Annotated in this window: 18 protein-coding genes; 2 read left to right on the plus strand and 16 right to left on the minus strand. The window is 64.2% G+C overall.

Annotation, left to right across the window (positions count from 1 at the left end; genetic code table 11):
* Positions 1 to 691 (plus strand): FAD-binding protein (locus E8E75_RS28395; RefSeq protein WP_280360063.1); only part of this gene is annotated, 691 nt, incomplete at its 5' end.
* A 242-nt stretch (positions 692 to 933) separates the two neighbouring features.
* Here the strand turns inward: E8E75_RS28395 and E8E75_RS28400 are convergent.
* From E8E75_RS28400 to E8E75_RS28415, 4 genes are all read right to left on the minus strand, one after another.
* Positions 934 to 2,304 carry a DUF1329 domain-containing protein gene (locus tag E8E75_RS28400; RefSeq protein ID WP_153922189.1) on the minus strand — a complete coding sequence of 457 codons (1,371 nt, stop codon included), beginning with the start codon at positions 2,302 to 2,304 and terminating at the stop codon, positions 934 to 936.
* Between the two features lie 18 nt (positions 2,305 to 2,322).
* Positions 2,323 to 4,113, minus strand: coding sequence for a DUF1302 domain-containing protein (locus tag E8E75_RS28405; protein ID WP_280360165.1), 1,791 nt, complete (start codon positions 4,111 to 4,113; stop codon positions 2,323 to 2,325).
* A 90-nt stretch (positions 4,114 to 4,203) separates the two neighbouring features.
* Positions 4,204 to 4,575 (minus strand): c-type cytochrome, encoded by a 372-nt coding sequence (locus E8E75_RS28410; RefSeq protein WP_153922186.1) that lies wholly within the window; start codon positions 4,573 to 4,575, stop codon positions 4,204 to 4,206.
* Positions 4,576 to 4,721: 146 nt separating this feature from the next.
* Positions 4,722 to 6,170: an arylsulfatase gene (locus E8E75_RS28415; protein WP_153922183.1), complete on the minus strand. Its 1,449-nt coding sequence runs from the start codon at positions 6,168 to 6,170 to the stop codon at positions 4,722 to 4,724.
* A gap of 299 nt (positions 6,171 to 6,469) precedes the next feature.
* Here E8E75_RS28415 and E8E75_RS28420 point away from each other — a divergent pair, with 299 nt between their 5' ends.
* Entirely contained in the window at positions 6,470 to 7,480 is a 1,011-nt protein-coding gene (locus tag E8E75_RS28420) for an AraC family transcriptional regulator (RefSeq protein WP_153922180.1), read from the plus strand.
* Positions 7,481 to 7,575: 95 nt separating this feature from the next.
* On the opposite strand, the gene E8E75_RS28425 is transcribed toward E8E75_RS28420, so the two are convergent.
* The 12 genes from E8E75_RS28425 to E8E75_RS28480 form a co-directional block, all read right to left on the minus strand.
* Positions 7,576 to 9,030 carry an NAD(P)/FAD-dependent oxidoreductase gene (locus E8E75_RS28425; protein WP_256673319.1) on the minus strand — a complete coding sequence of 485 codons (1,455 nt, stop codon included), beginning with the start codon at positions 9,028 to 9,030 and terminating at the stop codon, positions 7,576 to 7,578.
* 148 nt (positions 9,031 to 9,178) lie between these two features.
* Complete coding sequence (locus E8E75_RS28430; RefSeq protein ID WP_280360065.1) at positions 9,179 to 9,478, minus strand: tetratricopeptide repeat protein; 300 nt, start codon at positions 9,476 to 9,478, stop codon at positions 9,179 to 9,181.
* Positions 9,453 to 10,160 (minus strand): HEAT repeat domain-containing protein, encoded by a 708-nt coding sequence (locus tag E8E75_RS28435; protein ID WP_256673318.1) that lies wholly within the window; start codon positions 10,158 to 10,160, stop codon positions 9,453 to 9,455. The genes E8E75_RS28430 and E8E75_RS28435 overlap by 26 nt, the downstream gene beginning before the upstream one ends.
* A 160-nt stretch (positions 10,161 to 10,320) precedes the next feature.
* A complete protein-coding gene (locus E8E75_RS28440) occupies positions 10,321 to 11,916 on the minus strand; it encodes an arylsulfatase (protein WP_153922177.1) in 1,596 nt (531 codons plus the stop codon).
* A 46-nt stretch (positions 11,917 to 11,962) separates the two neighbouring features.
* On the minus strand, positions 11,963 to 12,865 hold the full coding sequence (locus tag E8E75_RS28445; protein ID WP_153922174.1) for an SDR family oxidoreductase: 903 nt from the start codon (positions 12,863 to 12,865) through the stop codon (positions 11,963 to 11,965).
* Positions 12,862 to 13,302: a thioesterase family protein gene (locus E8E75_RS28450; protein WP_153922171.1), complete on the minus strand. Its 441-nt coding sequence runs from the start codon at positions 13,300 to 13,302 to the stop codon at positions 12,862 to 12,864. Before E8E75_RS28450 ends, E8E75_RS28445 begins: the two co-directional genes overlap by 4 nt.
* 4 nt (positions 13,303 to 13,306) lie before the next feature.
* Positions 13,307 to 14,590, minus strand: a complete 1,284-nt coding sequence (hisD, locus tag E8E75_RS28455) for a histidinol dehydrogenase (protein WP_153922168.1) — start codon at positions 14,588 to 14,590, stop codon at positions 13,307 to 13,309.
* 35 nt (positions 14,591 to 14,625) lie between these two features.
* A complete protein-coding gene (locus E8E75_RS28460; protein WP_153922165.1) occupies positions 14,626 to 15,930 on the minus strand; it encodes an MFS transporter in 1,305 nt (434 codons plus the stop codon).
* 44 nt (positions 15,931 to 15,974) lie between these two features.
* On the minus strand, positions 15,975 to 17,009 hold the full coding sequence (locus tag E8E75_RS28465) for a LacI family DNA-binding transcriptional regulator (protein ID WP_256673316.1): 1,035 nt from the start codon (positions 17,007 to 17,009) through the stop codon (positions 15,975 to 15,977).
* Positions 17,010 to 17,241: 232 nt separating this feature from the next.
* Entirely contained in the window at positions 17,242 to 18,801 is a 1,560-nt protein-coding gene (locus E8E75_RS28470) for an acetolactate synthase large subunit (RefSeq protein WP_218584189.1), read from the minus strand.
* 5 nt (positions 18,802 to 18,806) lie between these two features.
* A complete protein-coding gene (locus E8E75_RS28475) occupies positions 18,807 to 20,156 on the minus strand; it encodes an MFS transporter (protein ID WP_153922162.1) in 1,350 nt (449 codons plus the stop codon).
* A 188-nt stretch (positions 20,157 to 20,344) separates the two neighbouring features.
* Positions 20,345 to 20,941, minus strand: a complete 597-nt coding sequence (locus E8E75_RS28480; protein ID WP_153922159.1) for a DUF2889 domain-containing protein — start codon at positions 20,939 to 20,941, stop codon at positions 20,345 to 20,347.
* Between the last annotated feature and the right edge of the window lie 74 nt (positions 20,942 to 21,015).

A 21,015-nucleotide genomic window follows, 5' to 3' on the forward strand; every position in this document is an offset into this window, starting at 1 on the left:
GGGCAAGGGCTACAGCCACGTGCTGGCACCCGCCACTACCAACGGCAAGAACTACCTGCCGCGCGTGGCGGCCCTGCTGGACGTCGACCAGATCTCCGAGATCATCGCCGTTGAAAGCGCCGACACCTTCAAGCGTCCGATCTACGCCGGCAACGCCATCGCCACCGTGCAATCCAGCGCGGCCGTGAAAGTGATCACCGTGCGTACCACCGGTTTCGACGCCGCTGCCGCTGAAGGCGGTTCCGCTGCCGTTGAAGCCGTGGGCACTGTTTCCGACGCCGGCAAGTCCGCCTTCGTCGGTGAAGAGCTGGCCAAGTCCGATCGTCCGGAACTGACCGCTGCCAAGATCGTCGTTTCCGGCGGCCGTGGCATGCAGAACGGCGACAACTTCAAGCACCTGTATGCCCTGGCCGACAAGTTGGGCGCTGCCGTGGGTGCCTCCCGTGCCGCCGTCGACGCCGGTTTCGTACCGAACGACATGCAGGTCGGCCAGACCGGCAAGATCGTCGCGCCGCAGCTGTACATCGCCGTCGGCATCTCCGGTGCCATCCAGCACCTGGCGGGCATGAAGGACTCCAAGGTCATCGTCGCGATCAACAAGGACGAAGAAGCCCCGATCTTCCAGGTGGCCGACTACGGCCTGGTGGCGGACCTGTTCGAAGCCGTACCGGAAATCGAAAGCCTGCTCTGAGACTCATCGGTAATGCGAAAAGCCCGCTCATCGAGCGGGCTTTTTGTTTGTGTGGGCAGGACTGCGTCCTGCTTGGCGAATGAATTCGACCCTACACGTCCGCGCCGGGTCGGGCTAGAAGTCACCCCTCTCCTCTTTAGGGAGAGGGAAGGACGGCCTCGATCGGTCTCGTAGCTTGCGGCTGAGCTACGCGAAGCCCAACGTTCTGCGATGCTGGGCTTCGCGGCGGCTACCTTCGCCGATCAGCGCATCCCATCAGTGCGCAGCGCGGCTGGGGTGAAGTCATAGGCCTTGGCCGTCAGCCCGTAAAGGGTGTTCTTCGGCTCCTCGTTGCGCAGGCCCACCACCATGTAACGGCCCGAGATCAGGTCGTACAGGGTTTCCGCCGCCAGGTAGCTGGCCTGCTTGTCATAGCGATACAGCGCGTGCCCCTCGGCCACCCGCCAGAGCTGGCCCTGGCGGTCGTAGTGGTCCACTTCGGCGATCTGCCAGGTGTCCTCGTCCAGGTACATGTGGCGCTTGGCGTAGACGTGGCGGGCACCGGGCTTCAGGGTGGCGACCACTTCCCACACCCGATGCAGCTCGTAGCGGGTTTGGTCGGGGTTGAGGTGACCGGCCTTGATGATGTCGTCGTACTTGAGCGACGGCGACTCCATCCGGTAGCTGTTGTAAGGGATGTACATCTCCCTCTTGCCGATCAGTTTCCAGTCGTAGCGGTCCGGCGCGCCGTTGTACATATCGAGGTTGTCGGCGGTGCGCTGGCCATCCGACGCGGTACCCGGTCCGTCATAGGCCAGCTGCGGCGCACGACGCACCCGGCGCTGGCCGGCGTTGTAGACCCAGGCGCGACGCGGCTCCTTGACCTGGTCGAGCGTCTCGTGGACCAGCGCCACGGTGCCAGCCAGGCGTGCGGGGGAGGTCACTCGCTGCTTGTAGTAGTACAGCAGCGTTCCGACATCCTCAGGTGGCAAGTCGCTCACCTGGCCCGGGTAAACCTGCTGCTCTTCAAAGCGCACCGGCGTGTAGCTGCCATCCACCTGAGGCGTGGCCTGGATGAATCCGCGCTTGTAGCTGTCGCCCATGTAGCGGGTGAAGTGGTTCCATACGACTTCCACACCATTGCTTGGGATGGGGAAGGCGTAGAAGCTGCCCTGCTTGAAGCCGGACAGGCCATTGCCGTCGTTGATCGACTGTACCTGCAGGGCGCTATTCCTGGCCGCTGCCTGTACCTGGGGGGGAACCGTCGCAGTGCGGTGGCTTCGATACACCGGAATGCGATAGGTGCTGGGGTAGCGCTTGAACAGCGCCATCTGACCATCGCTGAGCTTGTCCCGGTGCTGCTCGGCGTTGCTGGCGGTGATCATGAGCAGCGGCTTCTCGTTGGCGAATGGGTCGGCCAGGAAGCCGTTGGCATCGACCGCCCCAGCATTGGTGGGCAGGCCACCGGTCCAGGCGGGAATGCTGCCATCGGCATTGGCCTCCTTCTGGGCGCCCAGCGGTGTCAGGCTGGTGCCCAGCTTGTCGGCTTCCTGCTGCGGTACGGCGGCCATTACGCTGCTGGCCAGCAATGACAGCACCAGGAGGGTACCTTTGATCATGGTTTCGCGGTTCATCTTGTCGTGGCTCCCCGATCAGAAGTTCACGCCGAAGCTCAGCGACAGGTAGTCGCGGTCGACGTCAGTGTTGAAATCGCCACCGAAGTAGTTGGTGTAACTGAGGCTGGCGGTGTAGGTGTTGCGGTAGTCGGCATCCAGACCGAGGCTCACGGCCTTGGCGCCTTCGTTGAAGGTCGGGCCGTAGCCGTCCACGTCATGGGACCAGCCCAGGTTGGGCGTCAGGTTGATGCCCGCGAAGACGTTGGTGTACTTCATCGCGCTGTAGGCGCGGTAGCCCCAGGAGTTCTTCGTGAAGTAGCCGTGGCGGCCGCCCTGAACGATATCGCCGAACACCGAATCCCGGCCGTAACGCTGGGTATCGAGGGATTCGAGGCCGCCGATGTGGGTCATGCCCAGTTCCACCGCCAGGCTTATCGAGTCGGCACCCAGCATCGGGTCGAATACGTGCAGGAAGGTGGTCTGCGCCTGGGTGACTTCCTTGCGCTTCCAACCCTGCAGCACCTGGCCCTCCTCGGCCGACACCGTGGGCTCGACATCGCTGCCGGTGAGGGCGCGGAAGGTTGGATTGAGCGCACCGCCAGCGAGGTCGGCGGTGTTGATCGACACCGGCTCATTCGGGCGATAGCTGATCTCGCCACTCCAGGCGGTACCGGTGGGCAGTTCTGTCGCGAAGCTCAGGCCGAAGAGGTGGATGTCTTCCGGGTAGTCGATGAAGTAGTGGGTATTGCCGGCGCCGGTAGCCAGCCCCAGGGCGAACTGCAGGTCAGGCGGCAGCGCGGCGAAGCCGGGATCGTTCTGGATGAAATCGCTGACGCCGGTTGCGGTTTGCAAGCTGAACTTGGGTTTGCGCGAGTGATAGTTGACGTAGTACGCGCCGTACTCCGCCCCGTCACCCAGCCAGCGCAACGCCATGCCGTACTGACCGCTGTCGCGTGGCTCGTTGTCCTTGAGACGCGGAATGATCACACCTTCGTTGCTGATGCTGCGGTCCTGGATGCCGAAGCCCAGCCCGGCGGCAGCGGCAATCGGCTCCAGCGGACCGATGTCGGCAAAGCCTGCATTGAGGTTGTTGTTACACCCCTTGGGCACCGGATCGGCGCCGAAGAAGGTGCCGCAGTTGGGCAGCGCGTAAGGCTTCCATTGCAGCTGGTAGAACGCCTCCAGGGTCAGGCTGTCGCTGAGGCCCTGGGAGACGTAGAGCATGTTCACCGGGATCAGGCCTTCCTTGATCTCCGAGCCGGGCCTGAGCAGGGCGACCACGTCCAGCGGGTTGATGACGTTGATGGAGTTGCCGATGAACAGGCTTTCGCCCCAGCTCACCACCTGCTTGCCGAAGCGGAAATCGCCGGGGAGGCCGGCAATCTCGTAGCGCTGGGCGATGAAGGCGTCGAGGATCTCCGCACCGGAGGAGCGGGTCGACATGACCCGACCATCGTCGCTGATCTGTTTGAACGGACGGTTCTCGTCCTTCAGCTCGAAGTCGTACCAGTACTTCCCGCGCACGAATGCGCGGGTGTCGCCACGGCTCAGTTCGAGGTCATGCACACCCTTGAAGATTTTCGAGAAGGTTTCTCCCTTCTTGAAGTTCAGGCGTCCGTCATCGCCCGAGGATGAGAAGCCGTTACCCCCATTGGTGGAGTCGATCAGGTGAGAGTCCGGGTCGGAAGTCGCCCAGCTGGCGCCGATGGACAGGGATGAATCGAACTGTCCCTGGATATCACCGATGTTGAAGGCAACGGCGAATGCCGGATGCTGGATGGATGCCGAAACGGCCGCTGCCAGCAGACAGCGCTTGAAGTATCGGATACGCACTGGATTGTCCTTGTTCTGGTTGTGCTACGTATCGGACGGGCGAGCGGTGGCCCGTCTGTGCAGGCGTTCACGCGCGGGGCGCGGTCAGCCCTGGCTCTGCAGGAAGCAGAGCACCGCCTTGCGCTCTTCGGCCTTGCGCAGGCCGCCGAAGGCCATGGTGGTCTCGGGGAACATCCGGGCCGGGGAGGTGAGCCAGGTCTCCAGCCGCTCCAGCGACCAGTTGTCTTTCGCCCCGACAAGCGCCGGTGAATAGGTGAAGCCTTTCACCGAGCCCATCGGGCGGCCGACGACACCGGCCAGGTGCGGCCCGACGCGATCGCTATCAAGTGCATGGCAGGCGCTGCATTTGGTCTGGAAGACCTTTTGCCCGGCGCCTGCGTCGCAGTCGAGGGCGAAAGCGGAATGGCTGAGCAGAAGCGCGAAAGCGCCGGCTGTCATGCGGAAAGGAAGGTTCATCTTGTTATTCCCCGGTTGGCTAAGGTGGGACCTAAGGTGACAGCCGGGAGAGGGCTTCGAATCGCTGGCGAACGCCATTGATTTGTCATTCGGTGCCAATCGATGGCCAGCCGCCCACCAGGGAAGTGGGCGGTGGCTATGGCGGGTTAACGGGGTGGCATGTAGGGGTCCGGCGTGCCGCTTTCGATGGTCGGGTATTTTTCCAGGCTGGCCTTGAAGCGCCCGACTACGCCTGTCATCGGCTGCAACACCCAAGTGTTCTCGACTGTCACATCGCGCTCTTCCCGCAGGTCGGTGAGCAGGTTGTGAAGCCGGGGGAAGGGTAGAGGCTGGGGTGGGTCGTACATTTCGTCCTGCTTGATGAAATGCAGCTTCCAATTGCGCCATTTCACCGCGGAAAGTCGATCGGCGACGTAGGCCGGAAAACCTTCCCGATTCGATTTGTCCTGTTTCCCGCTGAAGAAGGCCATCTGGTCGACGCCATCCACGGCACGATCCGTGGGCACTTCAGCGCCGCCGACGTGGGCCAGGGTGGTGTAGAGGTCGACGATGTGGACGATTTCGTTGCTCACCCTGCCGGCCGGCACCTGGCCGGGCCAGCGCAGGATGAAGGGGGCGCGCAGGCTGGCTTCCATGGCGGTGAAGTAGGTGCCGCGCCAGGGGCCGTTCGCACCCCTCCAGGGATCGGTGGCCTCGCCGCCGTTGTCGCTGGCCAGGATCACCAGGGTGTTGTCTTCGACGCCGGCGGCCTTCAGGGCGTCCAGTACCTGGCCGGCGCGATGATCGATTTCCGCCAGGGAGTCGGCCCAGGAGCCGTTGCCGGTCTTGCCGGCGAAGGCCGGATTGGGCTGCGTCGGCATGTGTGGAAGGGAGAAGGGGATGTAGGCGAAGAACGGCTTGCCGGCCTCCGCGTTGCGTTTGATGAAGGCGATGGCGCGCTCGGCCAGCTCCTCGTCCAGGGTGCGCTTGCTGGGCAGGTCCAGCTTCTTCACCTTGCTCGACGGCTCGTCCCGCCTGGACTCATAGATGTATTGCGGCGGAACCAGGCTCTCGTCCCAGCCCTGTTTGCTGCCGATGGCGGGCGTCAGATCGGTGGCGTGATCCGAGGCGGACCACATGACTTCGTCGTAGGTGCGGGGTACGCCATACCATTCGTCGAAACCCTGCCGGGTGGGGAAGCGCGACTCGCTACTGCCCAGGTGCCATTTGCCCCAGATGCCCGTGGCGTAGCCGCGTGCGGAGAGCAGTTCGGCCAAGGTCGTTTCCCACAGGGTCAGACCGTCAGGGGCGCCAGCGCGGGGTACTTTGTAGGTTCCCGAGCGGATCGAGAAGCGCCCGGTAAGCAAGGCCGAGCGCGAGGGCGTGCATTGCGCTTCGACGTTGAAGTTGGTGAGGCGGATGCCTTCCTGGGCAAGCTGGTCGATTCGCGGCGTCTCGGCGCCCCGGATGATGCCGCCGCCGTAGCTGCCCAGTTCCCCGTAACCGAGGTTGTCGTAGAGCATGATGACGATATTCGGCGCGGCGGCTTGGGCGTGGGCCTGGGGTACCAGGAACAGTGCTCCGAGCAATGCCAGCCGCGACAGATGGGCTTTCATTGAATTTCCTCCGATGCTGCCGGGTGGCTGAGCGGTCTGCGGGCAGCTTGCTAGCGACCTTGGCAGGACTGACGACGCGGGGAATCGTCAGACGGCGCCAGGTACTTGCCATTTGGTGCCATTTGCCGGCTGCTCCGGAGAGCATCGGCCATTCCGCGCTACGCCGGTTGTCGCGATTTTCGACCTCTGTTAGGTTTTCCAGCCTGTATCGGCGGTAACCCCGATCTATCGAAGAATCCGTGCCCCCCCGGCTGCGCTCGAGCAACAAGAATAATCCGGGCCCAGGAGCCCCAGCCGTCATGTCCCGCTTGAAACACACCGTCTACACCGAGGCCCTGTTGCAGCACTACGGTGACCTGTTCCGTCCGCATCTGGCCGCAGTCGGCTTGAGCGAAGATGTACTTGCACGCCCCGATGCGAAAATCCCCTTGAACCAATACAACGCTTTGCTCGAAGTGGCTGCCGAACGAAGCGATGCCTTTCTTGGCTTGCGCCTGGGGCTCGGCTTGTTTGGCGAGCCGCTCAAGACCAGCCTGTTGGGGGGCGTCGGCCATGTCGTGCGCAGCGCGGCAGATGTACGGACCATGCTGGAATGCACCAGCCGCTACATCGTTGTGCACGCTCAGGCCAACGAACTGACCTGGCGGTTGCAGGGCGGATGCCTGGAAGTCACCTACCGCCTGACCGATCCAAGCGTGCTTCACCGCCGCCAGGACGCCGAGTTCGCTATCGGTACGCTCTATTCGCGTCTGCGTGAGTACACCGGTGGAAAGTATGCGCCGCTGCGGGTGGAATTCGAACATCCGCAACCGGCCGATATCAGCCTGCACAACGAGGTATTCCAGTGCCCATTGAAGTTTGGCCAGCCGGCCAATGTCATCGTCTGGCCCGGTGAAATGCTCGATGAGCCGCTGATTACGGCCGATCTAAGGCTGTTCCAGACCTTGTTGCCCGGCCTTGAGGAGGAGCGTCGCCGGCGTCTTGCCGACACGGACCTCACCACGCGCATTGGCATGGTGATCGAGGCGAATCTGGCCAGCGGACGAGTCGGCCTTGAACAGGTCGCGGCGGAACTCTGTTTGAGCAAGCGGACGCTGCAACGGCGCCTGCAGGAGCTGGATCTGGAGTTCGCTGAGCTGGTAGAAGAAATCCGCCAGGCTTTGGCCATCGAGCTTGTGCGCCAGTCACCGAAGAGCCTGACCGAAATTGCCCAGCAACTGGGCTACAACGAGGCCAGTTCATTCACCCGCGCCTTCCGCCGCTGGACCGGGCTGAGCCCCAGGGAGTTCCGCCAGCAAGGCGCGAAGTAAAGGCGCTTGGCCGCGTTGCAGGAGCGAGCTTGCTCGCGAAAGATCGCGCTCGGACCCTTCGCGAGCAGAGCTCGCTCCTACCAAGCCATCTCGCGTCAGCCGAGCAGTTCGCGGGTTCTCAATGCCGCCTTGCTGCCGGCGCTGATGGCTCCATCGATGAAACCGCGCCAGCCTTCGCCGTGGTCGCCTTGGCCGAATACCACCCGACCACGATCCTTCTGGAAGTGGTCGTAGTACTTGCCCAGCCAATTAGGTTTGTAGCTGCAGTAGGTGCCCTGAGAAAAAGGATCCAGCGTCCACTCGTAGCCGTAGCACTCCTCGACTTCCAGATCCGGATAGAAGGCACTTACCATCGCTTGCACGGCATCGCGGTCCTGGATGTCGAGCAGTTCCGGGTCGGCACCGAAGCCGACAAATATGGTGTGATCCTCGGCCTTGGCGTAAGTCGCCAGAATGTTGATGGGGTTGCCGGTGCCGGCTACCCCGATCCGTTTGCCGTCCTCAGGAAGCTTGCCTTTGGTGCGGACGAAGACCTTGATCCCGCTGCCGCTGTGTTTCTCTTTCGCCGCCTCGACCAGCTTGGGGTCCAGCGCAGGGGTGAAGGTGATGCGCGGCAGCACGTTCATCGGCACCGCCACGATGACCGAGGCGGCACGGATGGTTTCGCCCTGCTGGGTCGTCACCAGGACCCGCTCGCCCTGCTGCTCCACCTTGACGACGGGCGTGGACAGCCTCACCTCCGGCTTGCCTTCATCGAGCATGGCATTGATCAGGCTGATGGTGCCGTCCTTGAAGCTATAGCGGCCGCAGGCATCGACGAACGCGGTCATGTTCCAGCCCGGCAGTGACCACCAGCGCGCCACATCGGCGTAGGAGGCTCGATCGCTGGTGGTGTGCGCGATACCGGACACATAGGCATCGACAAAGTTGCGTTGCAGGGGCGTGAGCTGCAGTTGGTTGAGGCGATCAGCCCCGCTCATGGCGTCGACTGCGAGCAGCTCCTTCCAGGTGTGCTTGGCATCGTAGGGCCGTTCCCACAGCTTGGGCGCATCGGCGAAATATTCCTTGATCGCCTTGGAGATGGCGATCATGTCCTCGAGGGCTGGTTCAATGGACTTGCCTTCGTGAATGATGCGGACGGTCTGCTTGTCCTCGACGAAGGGTTCGGGGGTTTCCTTCAGCGGCAGACCATAGCGCTGCACCTCGGCCCAGACGAAGGGCTGGGTCCAGTGGATCCAGGTGCCGCCCAGCTCGACCTTGTGGCCGGCGAACTCGCTGCTGAAGGTGCGCCCGCCCAGACGGTTGCGGGCTTCCAGCACGAGCGTCCGGTAGCCGTTCTTCATGCTGTCGCGGGCCGCCGTCACGCCGGCGAAACCGCCGCCGATGATCACCACGTCGTAATCGCAGTCGGCGAACTTGCCGGCGACTTCCGGCTTGCCCTCGGCCGATGCGGTGAGCGAAGCACTGCCTGCCACCGCAACCGCGCCGGCAGCGCCGACGACACCCGCATTGCGAAGGAATTTGCGACGGCTGACTCCGTCATTCTGCATTTCACCCATTTCCACACCTCTGAGCATGTTGTGATGCCTTGCGGCCTTGTCGGCCAACATGCCAGAGGCGGGCGCGCTCCGATTGCCAGGCCACGCCAGGGTTTTGCCATTGGGTGCCAAATTGTCCTGGGGGCGCTCAACCGCGCACTCAGGGCGCGCCGAGCTGCCGCTTGAAGCCGGGCAGGCGGGGATCGCCGGGGGCGACTTGTTCCAGTTGGCGGGCAATGGCACTGGCTTGGTCACGCCGGCCGCTGACGGCATGGAGATAGGCCAGGGCGTAGAGCAGGTCGCTGTCTGCCGGGTTCTGTTCCAGGCCGGACTCCAGAGCCGCCCGGGCAGCGTCCGGGCGCTGTAGCTGTAAAAGCAGCAGGCCCTGGTTGTAGCGGATGCGCGGATTGCGTGGGAGCTCGCGAGCGGCGATGTCAAGCCATGAACTCGGCCTTGTCACGCTCCACCAGCAGCAGGGCCAGCAGGTAGGCGAGGTTGCCGTGGTCCGCGGAGGACAGGTCGGGCAGTGCGACGCCCTCGTGCAACGCCTGCTCAGCCTCGTCCAGGCGCAGCAGTCCGTTGGCCAGCGTGGCCAGGTTGACCCGGGCCGGGGAGAAGTAAGGATATATTTTCAGTGCCTGGCGATACTGCTCGAGGGCCTCCAGCTGGCGATTCTCGCGTTCAAGTAGTACCGCCAGATTGAGACGGTTGCCAGGCAGGTCGGCGTTGCCGCGCAGGCGCCGTTCGTAGTCCGCCAACTGCTCCCTGAAGGCGGCGCGCCGGTCCTCGGGCAGGGCCAGTGAAGGGATTCCCGCGAGCGCCCGCAGGGCCTCGTCGCGGACGGCTAGGTCGGGGTCATCCAGCAGCGGCAGCAGTTGCCGGACTCGCTCCACCGGCGGCTCGCCGGCAAAGGCGGAAATGGCATAGGCCCGCACCAGCGGGCTGTCGTCCCTCAACGCCTGACGCAGGGTCGGCAGGGCCGGCGGGCCCAGGCTGGCCAGTTGCTCGGCCGCGCTGGCGCGGACGATGGCGGGCTTGCCCAGGTCCTCGATCATGCCGCGCAGCAGGGTCAGGGAGTCCCCACTGCCATTGCCCAGTCGTGGTCGGAGCTTTTCCAGGCCTTCGCCTGTTCGGTGTGGCAAACGAGGCAACTTTCGGCTGGGGCATACCCCGCCGGGTTCTGGGCCAAGGCGGGATGCTGCGCTGCATACCCGTTCCCTAGCCAGGGGGCGAGCAGCAGGCACAGCACCCGCGTGCCTAGTCGCACGGGTATTAGGCTCAATGACCGGTACCGCCATGGCTTCATGGGGCTTTCTTCTGTTTCTGCAGGAAGTCCTGTACCAGGTTAGAGCGGTCGAATGACTTCGCTGGCTGCACCGGTGGATACTCCGCCAACGTCTTCAGATGGGCGCCTATCAGCTCACCCATGGGGCCTCCTATCCATGCCGATTTCTGGATCATGTGCCCATAGGAGTCCTTGCTGTCGTAGCTCTCGAAAGGATCGCTGCGCAGGTTGAACAGCAGCGGCGCGAACAGCGGGACCACTGGGGCGTAATAGTCTTCCTTGGTGGAGAAATGCAGCTTCCAGGGGCCCATGCGCACGGCGGTCAGCTTGCTTTCGATGTAATAGAGAATGCTGGTGCGCTTGCTCTCGGGAGACTTGCCGGTCCAGTAGTCGAGGTTATTGATGCCGTCGATGTACTGTTTCTGCTCCTGCCTCATCCGCTCGGCCACATCGGGCACGCCAGCCACGGCGGCGAAGGTGGTGAACATGTCCTGGTGCGCCTGGATACCGTTCAGGATCTGCCACGGCTTGACCACGCCCGGCCAGCGCAACATTGAAGGCACGCGTACGCCTCCTTCGTAGGTAGTCATCTTCTCGCCACGGAAGGGGGTGGTGGCTCCATGGGGCCAGGAGGAATGCTCGGGGCCGTTGTCGGTCGAGTACCAGACGATGGTGTTGTCCTCTAGGTTGTTGGCCTTGAGAAAATCAAGAACCATGCCGATGTCATGGTCGTGTTGCAGCATGCCGCTGCCTTGCGTGTCGTCCTCGTGGGTGTATTTGGCGGCGGCGTGGCGCCACTTGTCGTTGAGGTGGGTGTAGATGTGCATGCGGGTGGTGTTGAGCCAGACGAAGAAGGGCTTGTCTTCCTTCTGCGCCTTGCGCATGAAATCCAGCGCCATGGGGATGACCTCGGCACCGTCGAAGTCCTTCATCCTCTCCATGGTCAACGGTCCGGTATCTTTGATCGCCTGTTTGCCGACACGACCGAAGCGTGGGTCTACAGTTGGGTCGTCAGTGTCGCTGGCGAAGGTGTGCAACACACCACGGGTCTGGAACTTCTTGGCATAAGCCTCCGGGCCGCCGGGATAGGCCTTGGCGAAGTTCTGGTAGTCGAGGTACTCGTGCTGTTCCTCGGTATTAAGGTGGTAGAGGTTGCCGAAAAACTCGTCGAAGCCATGTACGGTTGGCAGGTTGGGATTGTTGTCGCCCAGGTGGTTCTTGCCGAACTGGCCGGTGCGGTAGCCGGACGACTTCAACACTGCCGCCAGACTAGGGGAGGCAGCCTGCAGGCCGAGCTTCTCGCCAGGCTGGCCGACCGTAGTCATGCCCGAGCGGATCGGGTACTGGCCAGTGATGAACGCGGCGCGGCCGGCGGTGCAAGATGGCTGGGCGTAATGGTCGGTGAAGCGGATGCCCTGCATGCCGATGCTGTCGATGTTCGGCGTGGTATAGCCCATGGTGCCCATACCGTAGGCACTGACATTCTGCCAGCCGATGTCGTCGCCCCAGATGACCAGAATGTTGGGTTTGGCCGGCTGGGCCTGCGCCAGTGGCGCGGCCAGCAGGGCGTAGGTTGCGCCGGCCAGGGCCAGGCGCTTGATGTAATTGAGCATGAGCTCTTTCCCCATCGTTGAATGTGAATGCCTAAGCCTGGGTTCTTCAGCTACTCAGCGCCTCGACCAGATTCGCGCGCAGCTCGGGCCTGCCAGCATAGGGATCGGGCGGATTGCGTTGCTCGACAATCGCGTCGAAGCGCTCACGCACCGAACCCAGAGCATGGGGATGCGAATAAATATAGAAACTGCGCTGGCGGATCGCCTCGAAGGTCATCTCGGCGATCTGCTCGGTGCTGACCTTGGCCGCGCCGGTGGCCTTCTGGTTCTGGGCTAGGGCGATGGCCTGGGAGCGGGTCAAGCCCGCAGCATTGGCCAACTCCTGCGGACGATTGCGCGCCGACTGGCTGATCCCGGTGGGTACGAAGTACGGGCAGAGCACCGAGCAGTGCACCTGCGCGGAGACCAGGGCGAGGTCGTGGTACAGCGACTCGCTGAGCGATACCACGGCCTGCTTGCTGAGGCTGTAGGCGCCCAGGGTCGGCGCGTTGAGCAGGCCGGCCATCGACGCGGTGTTGACGATGTGCCCCTCGTACTCCGGGTCGGCTGCGGCAGCGGCGAGCATCAGCGGGGTGAAGATGCGTACCCCGTGGATCACGCTGCGCACGTTGACACCCAACACCCAGTCCCAGTCCTCCTCGCTGTTTTCCCAGACCAGGCCGCCGGCGAGCACGCCGGCGTTGTTGAACAGCAGGTGCACGGCACCGAACTCGGCGATGGCCGCGTCGGCCAGCGCCTGGATCTGCTCAGCCTGGGAAACGTCGGTGCGTCGGCCAATGACTGCGGCGCCGCGGCCGCGCAGCTCGGCAACGGTGGTTTCCAGCGCTTCGGCCTGGATATCCGCCAGCACCAGCTTCATGCCAAGGTCCGTCGCCATCTCGGCAAAGGCCTTGCCGAAGCCGGAGGCGGCGCCAGTGATCACCGCTACGCGTCCTTTGAAGTCCTTCATTCGGCCACCTCGATGGTCTCCAGCGCGCGGCGCAGGGCGTCCGGCAGCGGCACTGGGCGACGCGTCACGCGGTCGACGTAGACATGCACGAAGTGGCCCTGGGCCGAGGCTTCATCGTTGTCGTTGGCGAACAGGCCGACCTCGTAGCGCACGCTCGAGGTGCCCAGGCGGGCGACGCGCAGGCCGGCGCGGACAATGTCGGGGAAGGCGATTGAGGAGAAGTAGCCGCAGTTGGTTTCCACAACCAGGCCGACGGTCGGGCTGCCGACGAAATCCAGCAGGTTCTGCTCGAGCAGCCAGCCGTTCACCACGGTGTCGAACCAGCTGTAGTAGATGACGTTGTTGACGTGGGCGTAGACGTCGTTGTCCATCCAGCGCGTGGTGATGTCGCGGAAGTAGCTGTAGTCGCTGCGGTTGTGCGCTACGGGTTTGCTCATGGCTTCAGGCCTCCTGCTTCATGCGGCGCACGCGGATGTCCGCCTGCTCTTTGTGTCCGGACATGTGCTCGTAGCCGCACAGGCGCGAGCAGTATTCGCCGACCATCACGCTGGCGGCGTCGGTCAGCACACGCTGGTAGGTGTGGGTCTTGATGAACTTGCCGACCCACAGCCCACCGGTGTAACGGCCGGCGCCCATGGTCGGCAGGGTGTGGTTGGTGCCGATCACCTTGTCGCCGTAGCTGACGTTGGTGCGGTGGCCGAGGAACAGGCCGCCGTAGCTGGTCATGCGCTGCAGGTACCAGTCCGGGTCCTTGGTCATCACCTGCACGTGCTCGGAGCACAGGCGCTCGGATACCTCCAGGGCTTCCTCGTCGCTGTCGCACAGGTAGATCTCGCCGAAATCGTTCCAGGCGACGCTGGCCACCGGCGCGGTGTCCAGGCGCGACAGCACCAGTTCAATAGCGGCCGGCAGTTCTTCGGCGATTTTCTTGCTCGTCGTTACGCAATAGGCCGGCGAGGTCGGACCGTGCTCGGCCTGGCCGAGCAGGTCGACGGCGACCAGTTCGGCGTCCACCGTGTCGTCGCAGATCACCATGGTCTCGGTCGGGCCGGCGAACAGGTCGATGCCGACGCGGCCGTACAGCTGGCGCTTGGCTTCGGCGACGAAGGCGTTGCCCGGGCCGACGATCATGTCCACCCCGGCGATGCTCTCGGTGCCGATGGCCATCGCGGCGACCGCCTGCACGCCGCCGAGGCAGTAGATTTCATCGGCGCCGGCCAAGTGCATGGCAGCGACGATTTCCGCGCAGGGCTGGCCGTCGAACGGCGGTGCGGCGGCGATCACGCGCTTGACGCCGGCGACCTTGGCGGTCAGCACGCTCATGTGCGCGCTGGCGATCAGCGGGTACTTGCCGCCGGGGATGTAGCAGCCGACCGAGTTGACCGGAATGTTGCGATGGCCGAGCACCACGCCCGGCAGGGTCTCGACTTCGACGTCGTGCATCGAGTCTTTCTGGATCTGCGCGAAGCGGCGGATCTGCGCCTGGGCGAACTGGATGTCGTCGAGGGTCTGCTGCGACAGGCTGGCGATGCAGGCGTCAATCTGCGTCTGGCTGAGGCGGAAGTTCTCCGGCGACCAGTTGTCGAACTTTTCGGAGTACTCGCGCACCGCCGCGTCGCCGCGTTGCTCGATGTCGGCGAGGATGCCTTCGACGGTGGCGCGCACCTGCGCCTGGTTGCTGGCCTTGGCCTGGGCCGACTGGCCTTTCTTGAGGTGTTGGATCATGGGCGTTTTCCTATGGGGCTCGGGGAAATGCCGCCTTAGGCGGCCTGAAGGACGTGGACTGGCGGCCTTGCGACTGCCAGGACGATGACTGCGGCCAGCACGAAAAAGCTCATCACCAGGCAAAGGCTGTAGGCCGTGCCGCCGCTGGCGGCATTGAGGGCACTGGTGAGCGAGGGGCTGATCGCCCCGCCCAGGTTGCCGATGCTGCTGACCAGGGCAATGCCGACGGCGACCGACGCGCGGGGCAGGTACTCGGACGTCAGGGCGAAGAACACCGGTGGTAGCGAGGCGATGCCTAGCATTGCCAGGCTCAGGCCGGCGAGCGAGACCACGAGATCGCCCTGGGCGAGGGCAACGATCACCAGTCCGCAGGCGGCCACCAGCGCCCCTGCAGTGAAATGCCAGCGGCGTTCTCGGCGGCGGTCCGAACTACGGCTGAGTAGGAGTACGCCGGCTGCCGCGAACAGCTGCGGCAGGGTGGCGTAGGCGCCGACCTCGAGCACGTCGGAGACCCCCCAGCTCCTGATCAGTGTCGGCGTCCAGAAGGCGATGGCATAGGTGCCCGCCACCATCAGCACATAAGCGAGCGACAGGGCCCAGACCTTGGCGTCGCCCAGCAGGTCGCGCAGCGAGCGGTGACTGGCCATGGCCATCGACTGGTTTTCCGAGTCGAACTGCTCCTGCAATCGTGCCTTTTCTCCGGGGCTCAGCCAGGCGGCTTGCTCGGGGCGGTCGGCGAGCAGGAACCAGGCCAGCAGGCCAAGCAGCGGCGCAGGCGCACCCTGTGCCAGGAACAGCCACTGCCAGCCGTGCCAGCCGTTGAGGCCATCGAGGAATTTCATGATGGCCCCGGACAGTGGGCCGGCGATCAGGCTGGCGAAGATGGCGCCGAGCAGGAAGATGGCGATTATCCGTGCGCGTCGTGCCGGTGGGTACCAGTAGGTGAGATAGAGCAGCGCACCGGGGGTGAATCCCGCCTCGAACACGCCAAGCAGGAAACGCATCGCATAGAACTGCGTCGGCGTCTGCACGAACATCATCGCCATCGCGACGACGCCCCAGCAGACCATGATGCGCAGCAGCGTCTTGCGCACGCCGATCTTCTCGAGCATCAGGTTGCTCGGCACCTCGAAAAGCAGGTAGCCGATAAAGAAGATGCCTGCACCCAGGGCATAGACGGCATCGCTGAAGGCCAGCGTCTCCTTCATCTGCAACTGCGCATAGCCGACGTTGATGCGATCGAGGAATGCCACGACGTAGGCCGCCAGCAGCAGCGGCATGATGCGCCAGCTGATCTTTAGATAGAGGGCTCGATTGTCTGTAGTTTCATTGAGGGGCATGCCAGTCTCCTGATTGTTGTTGTGATGGGCGTGCAGGGGAGGGGCTAGGCGGTGGAGCGCAGCACCAGTCGCCCTGGCAGTTCGCGTAGCGCGTCGGCGACGCGGCCTTGCGGTCGACCTGCATCGAGGAGCTGGATGGCGCAATCGATCATCTCGTTCAGCGGTTGCCGCACCGTGGTCAGGTCGTTCTCCGGATAGGCGGCGGCGCGGATGTCGTCGAAACCGACCACGGCCACGTCTTCCGGGACGCGCAAAGTAGTGTTCATGCGCAGGTGGCTGAGTACGCCCAGGGCCATCAGGTCGTTGGCGCAGAACACCGCATCGATGACTGGCTGGCCGGCTTCGAACAGTCGGGCCGCCGCATCGCGTGCGCCTTCGTAGCTGTATCCACCCTGCTCGCAGGCGACCAGGCGCTGGCCGTGTGCGGCCAGGCCGCGCTCGAAGCCGAGGAGGCGGTCGGTGGTCGTGGAGACGCTCGGATCGCCGGTTACGAAGGCGCAGGCGCGGCGGCTCTTGCCCACCAGGTACTCGGCCACCAGAGTGCCCATGCGCTGGTTGTCGCAGCACACCGACCAGACCGTCGGGTTGTCGACACGGCGATTCATGAACACCACCGGCACACCCTGGCGTCTGCATAGATCGGACATGTGCGATGACAGCCGCGCCGCAGTCACGACGATGGCGTCGACCTGGTACTGCAGCAGCTGTGGCATCAGCTCGTCCGCATCGCGGCCCGGCGGTACCACGAACAGCAGCAGCTGCCGGCCGGTCCGCTGCAATTGCAGCGAGAATTCCTCGATGGTGGCGGGATAGAAGGGGTTGAGCATGTCGCCCACAACCAGAGCGACGATGCCGGTGCGCCGCCGGTTCAGCGAGCGCGCGATGGCGCTGGGGCGATAACCCAGTTCATTGGCCAAGGAGAGAATGCGCTGGCGCAGGTCGTCGGAGATGCGCGACTGCTCGTCGAAGGCGCGGGTGACGGTGGAGGTGGCCACCCCGAGGCGTTCGGCCAGCTGCCGGGCGGTGGGTCGTCCGCCCTGGGCATGGTTCTCGGAAGGGATGGAATCGTGCGTCATCATATAGCCTCGGCTGTCGTGCACACGTGTGCACGCCTGGGCTGAATGCTGCCTCCTTCATGTGTAGGCTGCCCCCTCCCTAATGGGGTGGGATAGAGGGATCGGGACTGGCTGTGCTGCGTTGGGCCTCGCGGGGCTCGGACCAACCTACGGGGAGCGGCATGGGGTTCGGACTCTTGTAGGTTGGGACTGAGCGTAGCGAAGCCCAACGCTGGGGCTCACTACGGGAGACGTTTCAGATGACCAGTTCGATCAGGAAGGGGCCCGAGTTGCGGTTGGCCCGGGCGAACAAATCATTGAACCCTTCCATGCTGCTGGTACGGGCCGCTTCCACGCCCATGCCGTTGGCTATGCGCACCCAGTCGAGGTTCGGGTTGCCAATATCCAGCATGCCCATCGCCGTCATGCCCGCGCTGGCACCGACATTGTCCAGTTCATGTTGGAGGATCGCGTACTTGCGGTTGGCCAGCACCACCACCGTGACGTCCAGGCGTTCTCGTGCCATGGACCAGAGTGCTTGCAGGGTGTACATGCCCGAGCCGTCCGCCTGCAGCGTGACGACCCGCCGCTCTGGCGCGGCTACCGCCGCGCCCAGGGACAGCGGCAGGCCATCGCCGATGGCGCCGCCACCCACCTGCAACCAGTCGTGCGCGGCGGCATGCAGTGTGCCGGCATAAAGGGCCGGACCGAAGGTGATGCTTTCATCGACCACGATTGCCTGCTCCGGCAGCAGGGCGGCGAGCGACTGTCCGAGCGTCTGGGGTGTAATGGTGCCCTTGGCGACCGATGCTTCCTGGGCGCGCTCCATGGGCATCGGCAGAGGGCCACCGAGTTCCTCTGCCAGGCGTCCCAACGCGTCCACCAAGTCTTCTTCCGGACGGGCGAGGACGTGGACGGTGGCGTCCTCCGGGTAGGGGCGAGGCGCCTTTCCGGGATAGGCGAAGAAGGTGGCCGGTGCCGGCGTGCCGACGAGGATGACATGGGCGATGCCGGCCAGTTTTGCCCGTGCGGCATCGCCAGAATAGGGCAGGCGCTCCACCGCGAAGCGACCACGACCACGGGCCACGCGCGGGTTGGATACCGTCGACAGCAGGCATGCACCGGTGGTGTTGACGATTCGATGGGCAGCGGCCAGCGCCTCCTGTCCAAGGGCCTTGCCGGCCAGCAACAAGAGGGTTGGTTGGCCGGAGCGCAGTATCCGGGCGGCCCGCTGCAGGATGTCCGGTGCGACCTTGGGCGCCGGAATCGGCGGCAGGGGCACCGCGACCACGCCGCCGCTATCCCAGCAGACGTCCGAGGGCAGGATCAGGGTCGCGACGCCGCCCGGTGCGCTGCGGGCAGCTTGCACCGCAACGGCGGCAGCGGAGCCCACCGAGCCTGCCGATGTCGCCGTACGGGTCCAGACCGAAACCGGGCGGGCCCAGCCCTCCGTATCGGCGGTCAAGGGGGCGTCGTAGGGGCGATGGTGGGTCGCCTGATCTCCAACGATGTTCACCATCGGAGTCTGCGCACGTCGCGCGTTATGCAGGTTGGCCAGGCCATTGGCCAGGCCGGGGCCGCAATGCAGAAGGGTGGCGGCGGGTTTTTCGGCCAGTCGCGCGTAGCCGTCGGCGGCCCCGGTCACCACGCCTTCGAACAGGCCCAGCACGCAGCGCATACCGGGGATGCGGTCGAGGGCGGCAACGAAGTGCATTTCACTGGTGCCGGGGTTGGCGAAGCAGGTATCGACGCCAGAGGCAAGCAGGGTTTTCACCAGGCTTTCTGCGCCATTCATTCGCAGGGTGTTGTCGCGCATGGTGGTTATGTCCGTTCAGCGATTGAGGCCGGGCGTGGCGCGGCGAGGTGTTTGGCAGGGATTCCAAGCAACAGCAGCAGGCTGCCGAACACCAGCAGGATGGCGATCAGGTCAAACGCCAGGTAGAGGCTGCCAGTTGCGTTTTTCACCGCGCCCACTGCCGTCTGGCTGAGCACGCCGGCCAGATTGCCGATGCTGCTGATGATGGCGATGCCGCCGGCTGCGCCGGACTTGCTCAACAGGGCCGGTGGAATGGTCCAGAACAGCGGCATGGCCGACAACGCGGCGGCGGCGCCCAGGCTCATCAGCGCCATGGAAAACACCGCATGCCCATGCGCCAGGTCCAGCAGGCAGAAGCTGGCGGCGGCCACCAGCATGGTCAGGCCCAGGTGCCAGCGGCGCTCCATATGGCGATCCGAGCTGCGGCCAAGCAGGTACATGGCACAGAGACCGCCAAGGAACGGCAACGCCGTGACCAGGCCGATCAGCTTGAGGTCTTCCAGCCCGAAGCCGCGCACAAGAGTCGGCAGCCAGTAGGACACGGTGTTGGCGCCGCTGTAGATGCAAAAGCACACCAAACCTGCCACATAAAGCTGCGGGTCGCGCAATACGTCTGCGAAACCGTGGTGCTTGACGGTGCCCGTCGAGTCGTTGGCCAGCGCCTGCTGGAGCTGGTGTTTCTCCTCTTCGTCGAGCCATGTGGCCTGTTCGGGGCGGTCAGTCAGCCAGAAACGTCCGATCACCCCCAGCAGCACCGCCGGCAGGCCAGTGAGAATGAACAGAACCTGCCAGTCGCGCAGACCGAGCCAGCCGTGCAGGTGCGCCATGATGGTTCCTGAAAGTGGGCCACAGACCATGCCCGCGACCATGCCGGCCATGAAGAACGACGCAGTGATGCGCCCGCGCTGGGCTGCGGGGAACCAGTAGGTGAGGTAGAGGATCAGCCCCGGGAAGAAGCCCGCCTCGGCTATACCCAGCAGGAAGCGCGCAGCGATCAATTGGTTAGGTGTGGTGACGAAGGCGGTAGCGACGGTGATCAAGCCCCAGAGGATCATGATCCGCGTCAGCGTGGCGCGCGCCCCGACGCGCTGCATGTAGAGGTTGCTGGGCACCTCGAAGAGGATGTAGCCCAGGTAGAAGATACCGGCTCCGATGCCGTAGGCGGCATCGCTGAGGGCGATGTCCTCCGCCATGCGCAGCTTGGCGAACGACAGATTCAGACGGTCGATGGCATTGATGATGAAGGCCAGCATCAGGAAGGGCAGCAGTCGCCAGATGACCTTGGTGAATGTGCGCTTGAGTTGCTGGGCCGGTACTGCGGAGGTGGCCGGGAAGGGCTGGATGGCATCGCTCATGGAACCGCTCCTGCGGAAAAGCCGGATTGTTGTTGTAGTGGGGCCTCGGCAGGCCGCAGGGCCGAGTATGGAGTGGCCTCGTGGCAGGATGTTCCGTATTTCTGATTGCGCTCAACTGATTGATTTCAGGTGGAATAAGTCCTGTTGATGCGTAGGACTCCAGATGCTTTTCCGGTTTTTCGCGCGGACTAGGCTCCAGCGGGCGGGCCGTCCATCGCTTCCGCGCGAATGGTGTCGTCCTGTCGGCGATCCTCCGGCCAGATGACCTTGATGGCCTCGCCGTCCAGACGATAGGTGTGGCAGCTATTGATCAGGCTGGGACGCGGTAGGGGACGGTCGCTGACCAGTCGCTCGCGGAGATTGTCATGCTTGCGGAGCAGGGCGAAGTGCGCCTGGTAGGCAGTGGTGGCCATCGGACCGAAGAGTTCAGTCAGGTGGGTGCAACCGCTGGCGCCACCTACCCGCGCCTTGATCCTGGGCATGAAGCCGGGTCCGATCCGTAACCCCGCCAGGGCGGCATAGGCGGACTCGATCTGTGCGCAGTAGGGCGTCGGGCCGGCATGGGTCCTGGCCGTCACCTGCTGGATTACCAGCTCCCGGTCCAGGGTCATGGTGATGTGCATGTGATGGATTTCCCCATCGGCGGGCACGACGCGGAACAGCATGTCGGCATCAACTGGGGTGATATCGCGCATTTCGCCTTCCACATCCAGCAACCCGTCCTCGCGCAGGTAGGCGGTGCAGGTGACGTGGCGGGTATGGAGGAGCGTGCGCGTTTGGCTCATGGCGAGGGTTCCGTGACGAGTGTGGAAACCTCAGGGTAGGGGAGGAAATGGGACAAGCCGCCCCCCATGTGGGG

The sequence above is a fragment of the Pseudomonas sp. BN606 genome (genome assembly GCF_029873115.1).
In the GTDB taxonomy this organism is placed as follows: domain Bacteria; phylum Pseudomonadota; class Gammaproteobacteria; order Pseudomonadales; family Pseudomonadaceae; genus Metapseudomonas.

Coding starts and splice junctions, on each gene's coding strand:
- E8E75_RS28400 (WP_153922189.1), bottom strand. CDS start 2,304: ATGAACCGCGAAACCATGATCAAAGGTACCCTCCTGGTGCTGTCATTG.
- E8E75_RS28410 (WP_153922186.1), bottom strand. CDS start 4,575: ATGAACCTTCCTTTCCGCATGACAGCCGGCGCTTTCGCGCTTCTGCTC.
- E8E75_RS28415 (WP_153922183.1), bottom strand. CDS start 6,170: ATGAAAGCCCATCTGTCGCGGCTGGCATTGCTCGGAGCACTGTTCCTG.
- E8E75_RS28420 (WP_153922180.1), top strand. CDS start 6,470: ATGTCCCGCTTGAAACACACCGTCTACACCGAGGCCCTGTTGCAGCAC.
- E8E75_RS28425 (WP_256673319.1), bottom strand. CDS start 9,030: ATGCAGAATGACGGAGTCAGCCGTCGCAAATTCCTTCGCAATGCGGGT.
- E8E75_RS28440 (WP_153922177.1), bottom strand. CDS start 11,916: ATGCTCAATTACATCAAGCGCCTGGCCCTGGCCGGCGCAACCTACGCC.
- E8E75_RS28445 (WP_153922174.1), bottom strand. CDS start 12,865: ATGAAGGACTTCAAAGGACGCGTAGCGGTGATCACTGGCGCCGCCTCC.
- E8E75_RS28450 (WP_153922171.1), bottom strand. CDS start 13,302: ATGAGCAAACCCGTAGCGCACAACCGCAGCGACTACAGCTACTTCCGC.
- hisD (WP_153922168.1), bottom strand. CDS start 14,590: ATGATCCAACACCTCAAGAAAGGCCAGTCGGCCCAGGCCAAGGCCAGC.
- E8E75_RS28460 (WP_153922165.1), bottom strand. CDS start 15,930: ATGCCCCTCAATGAAACTACAGACAATCGAGCCCTCTATCTAAAGATC.
- E8E75_RS28465 (WP_256673316.1), bottom strand. CDS start 17,009: ATGATGACGCACGATTCCATCCCTTCCGAGAACCATGCCCAGGGCGGA.
- E8E75_RS28470 (WP_218584189.1), bottom strand. CDS start 18,801: ATGCGCGACAACACCCTGCGAATGAATGGCGCAGAAAGCCTGGTGAAA.
- E8E75_RS28475 (WP_153922162.1), bottom strand. CDS start 20,156: ATGAGCGATGCCATCCAGCCCTTCCCGGCCACCTCCGCAGTACCGGCC.
- E8E75_RS28480 (WP_153922159.1), bottom strand. CDS start 20,941: ATGAGCCAAACGCGCACGCTCCTCCATACCCGCCACGTCACCTGCACC.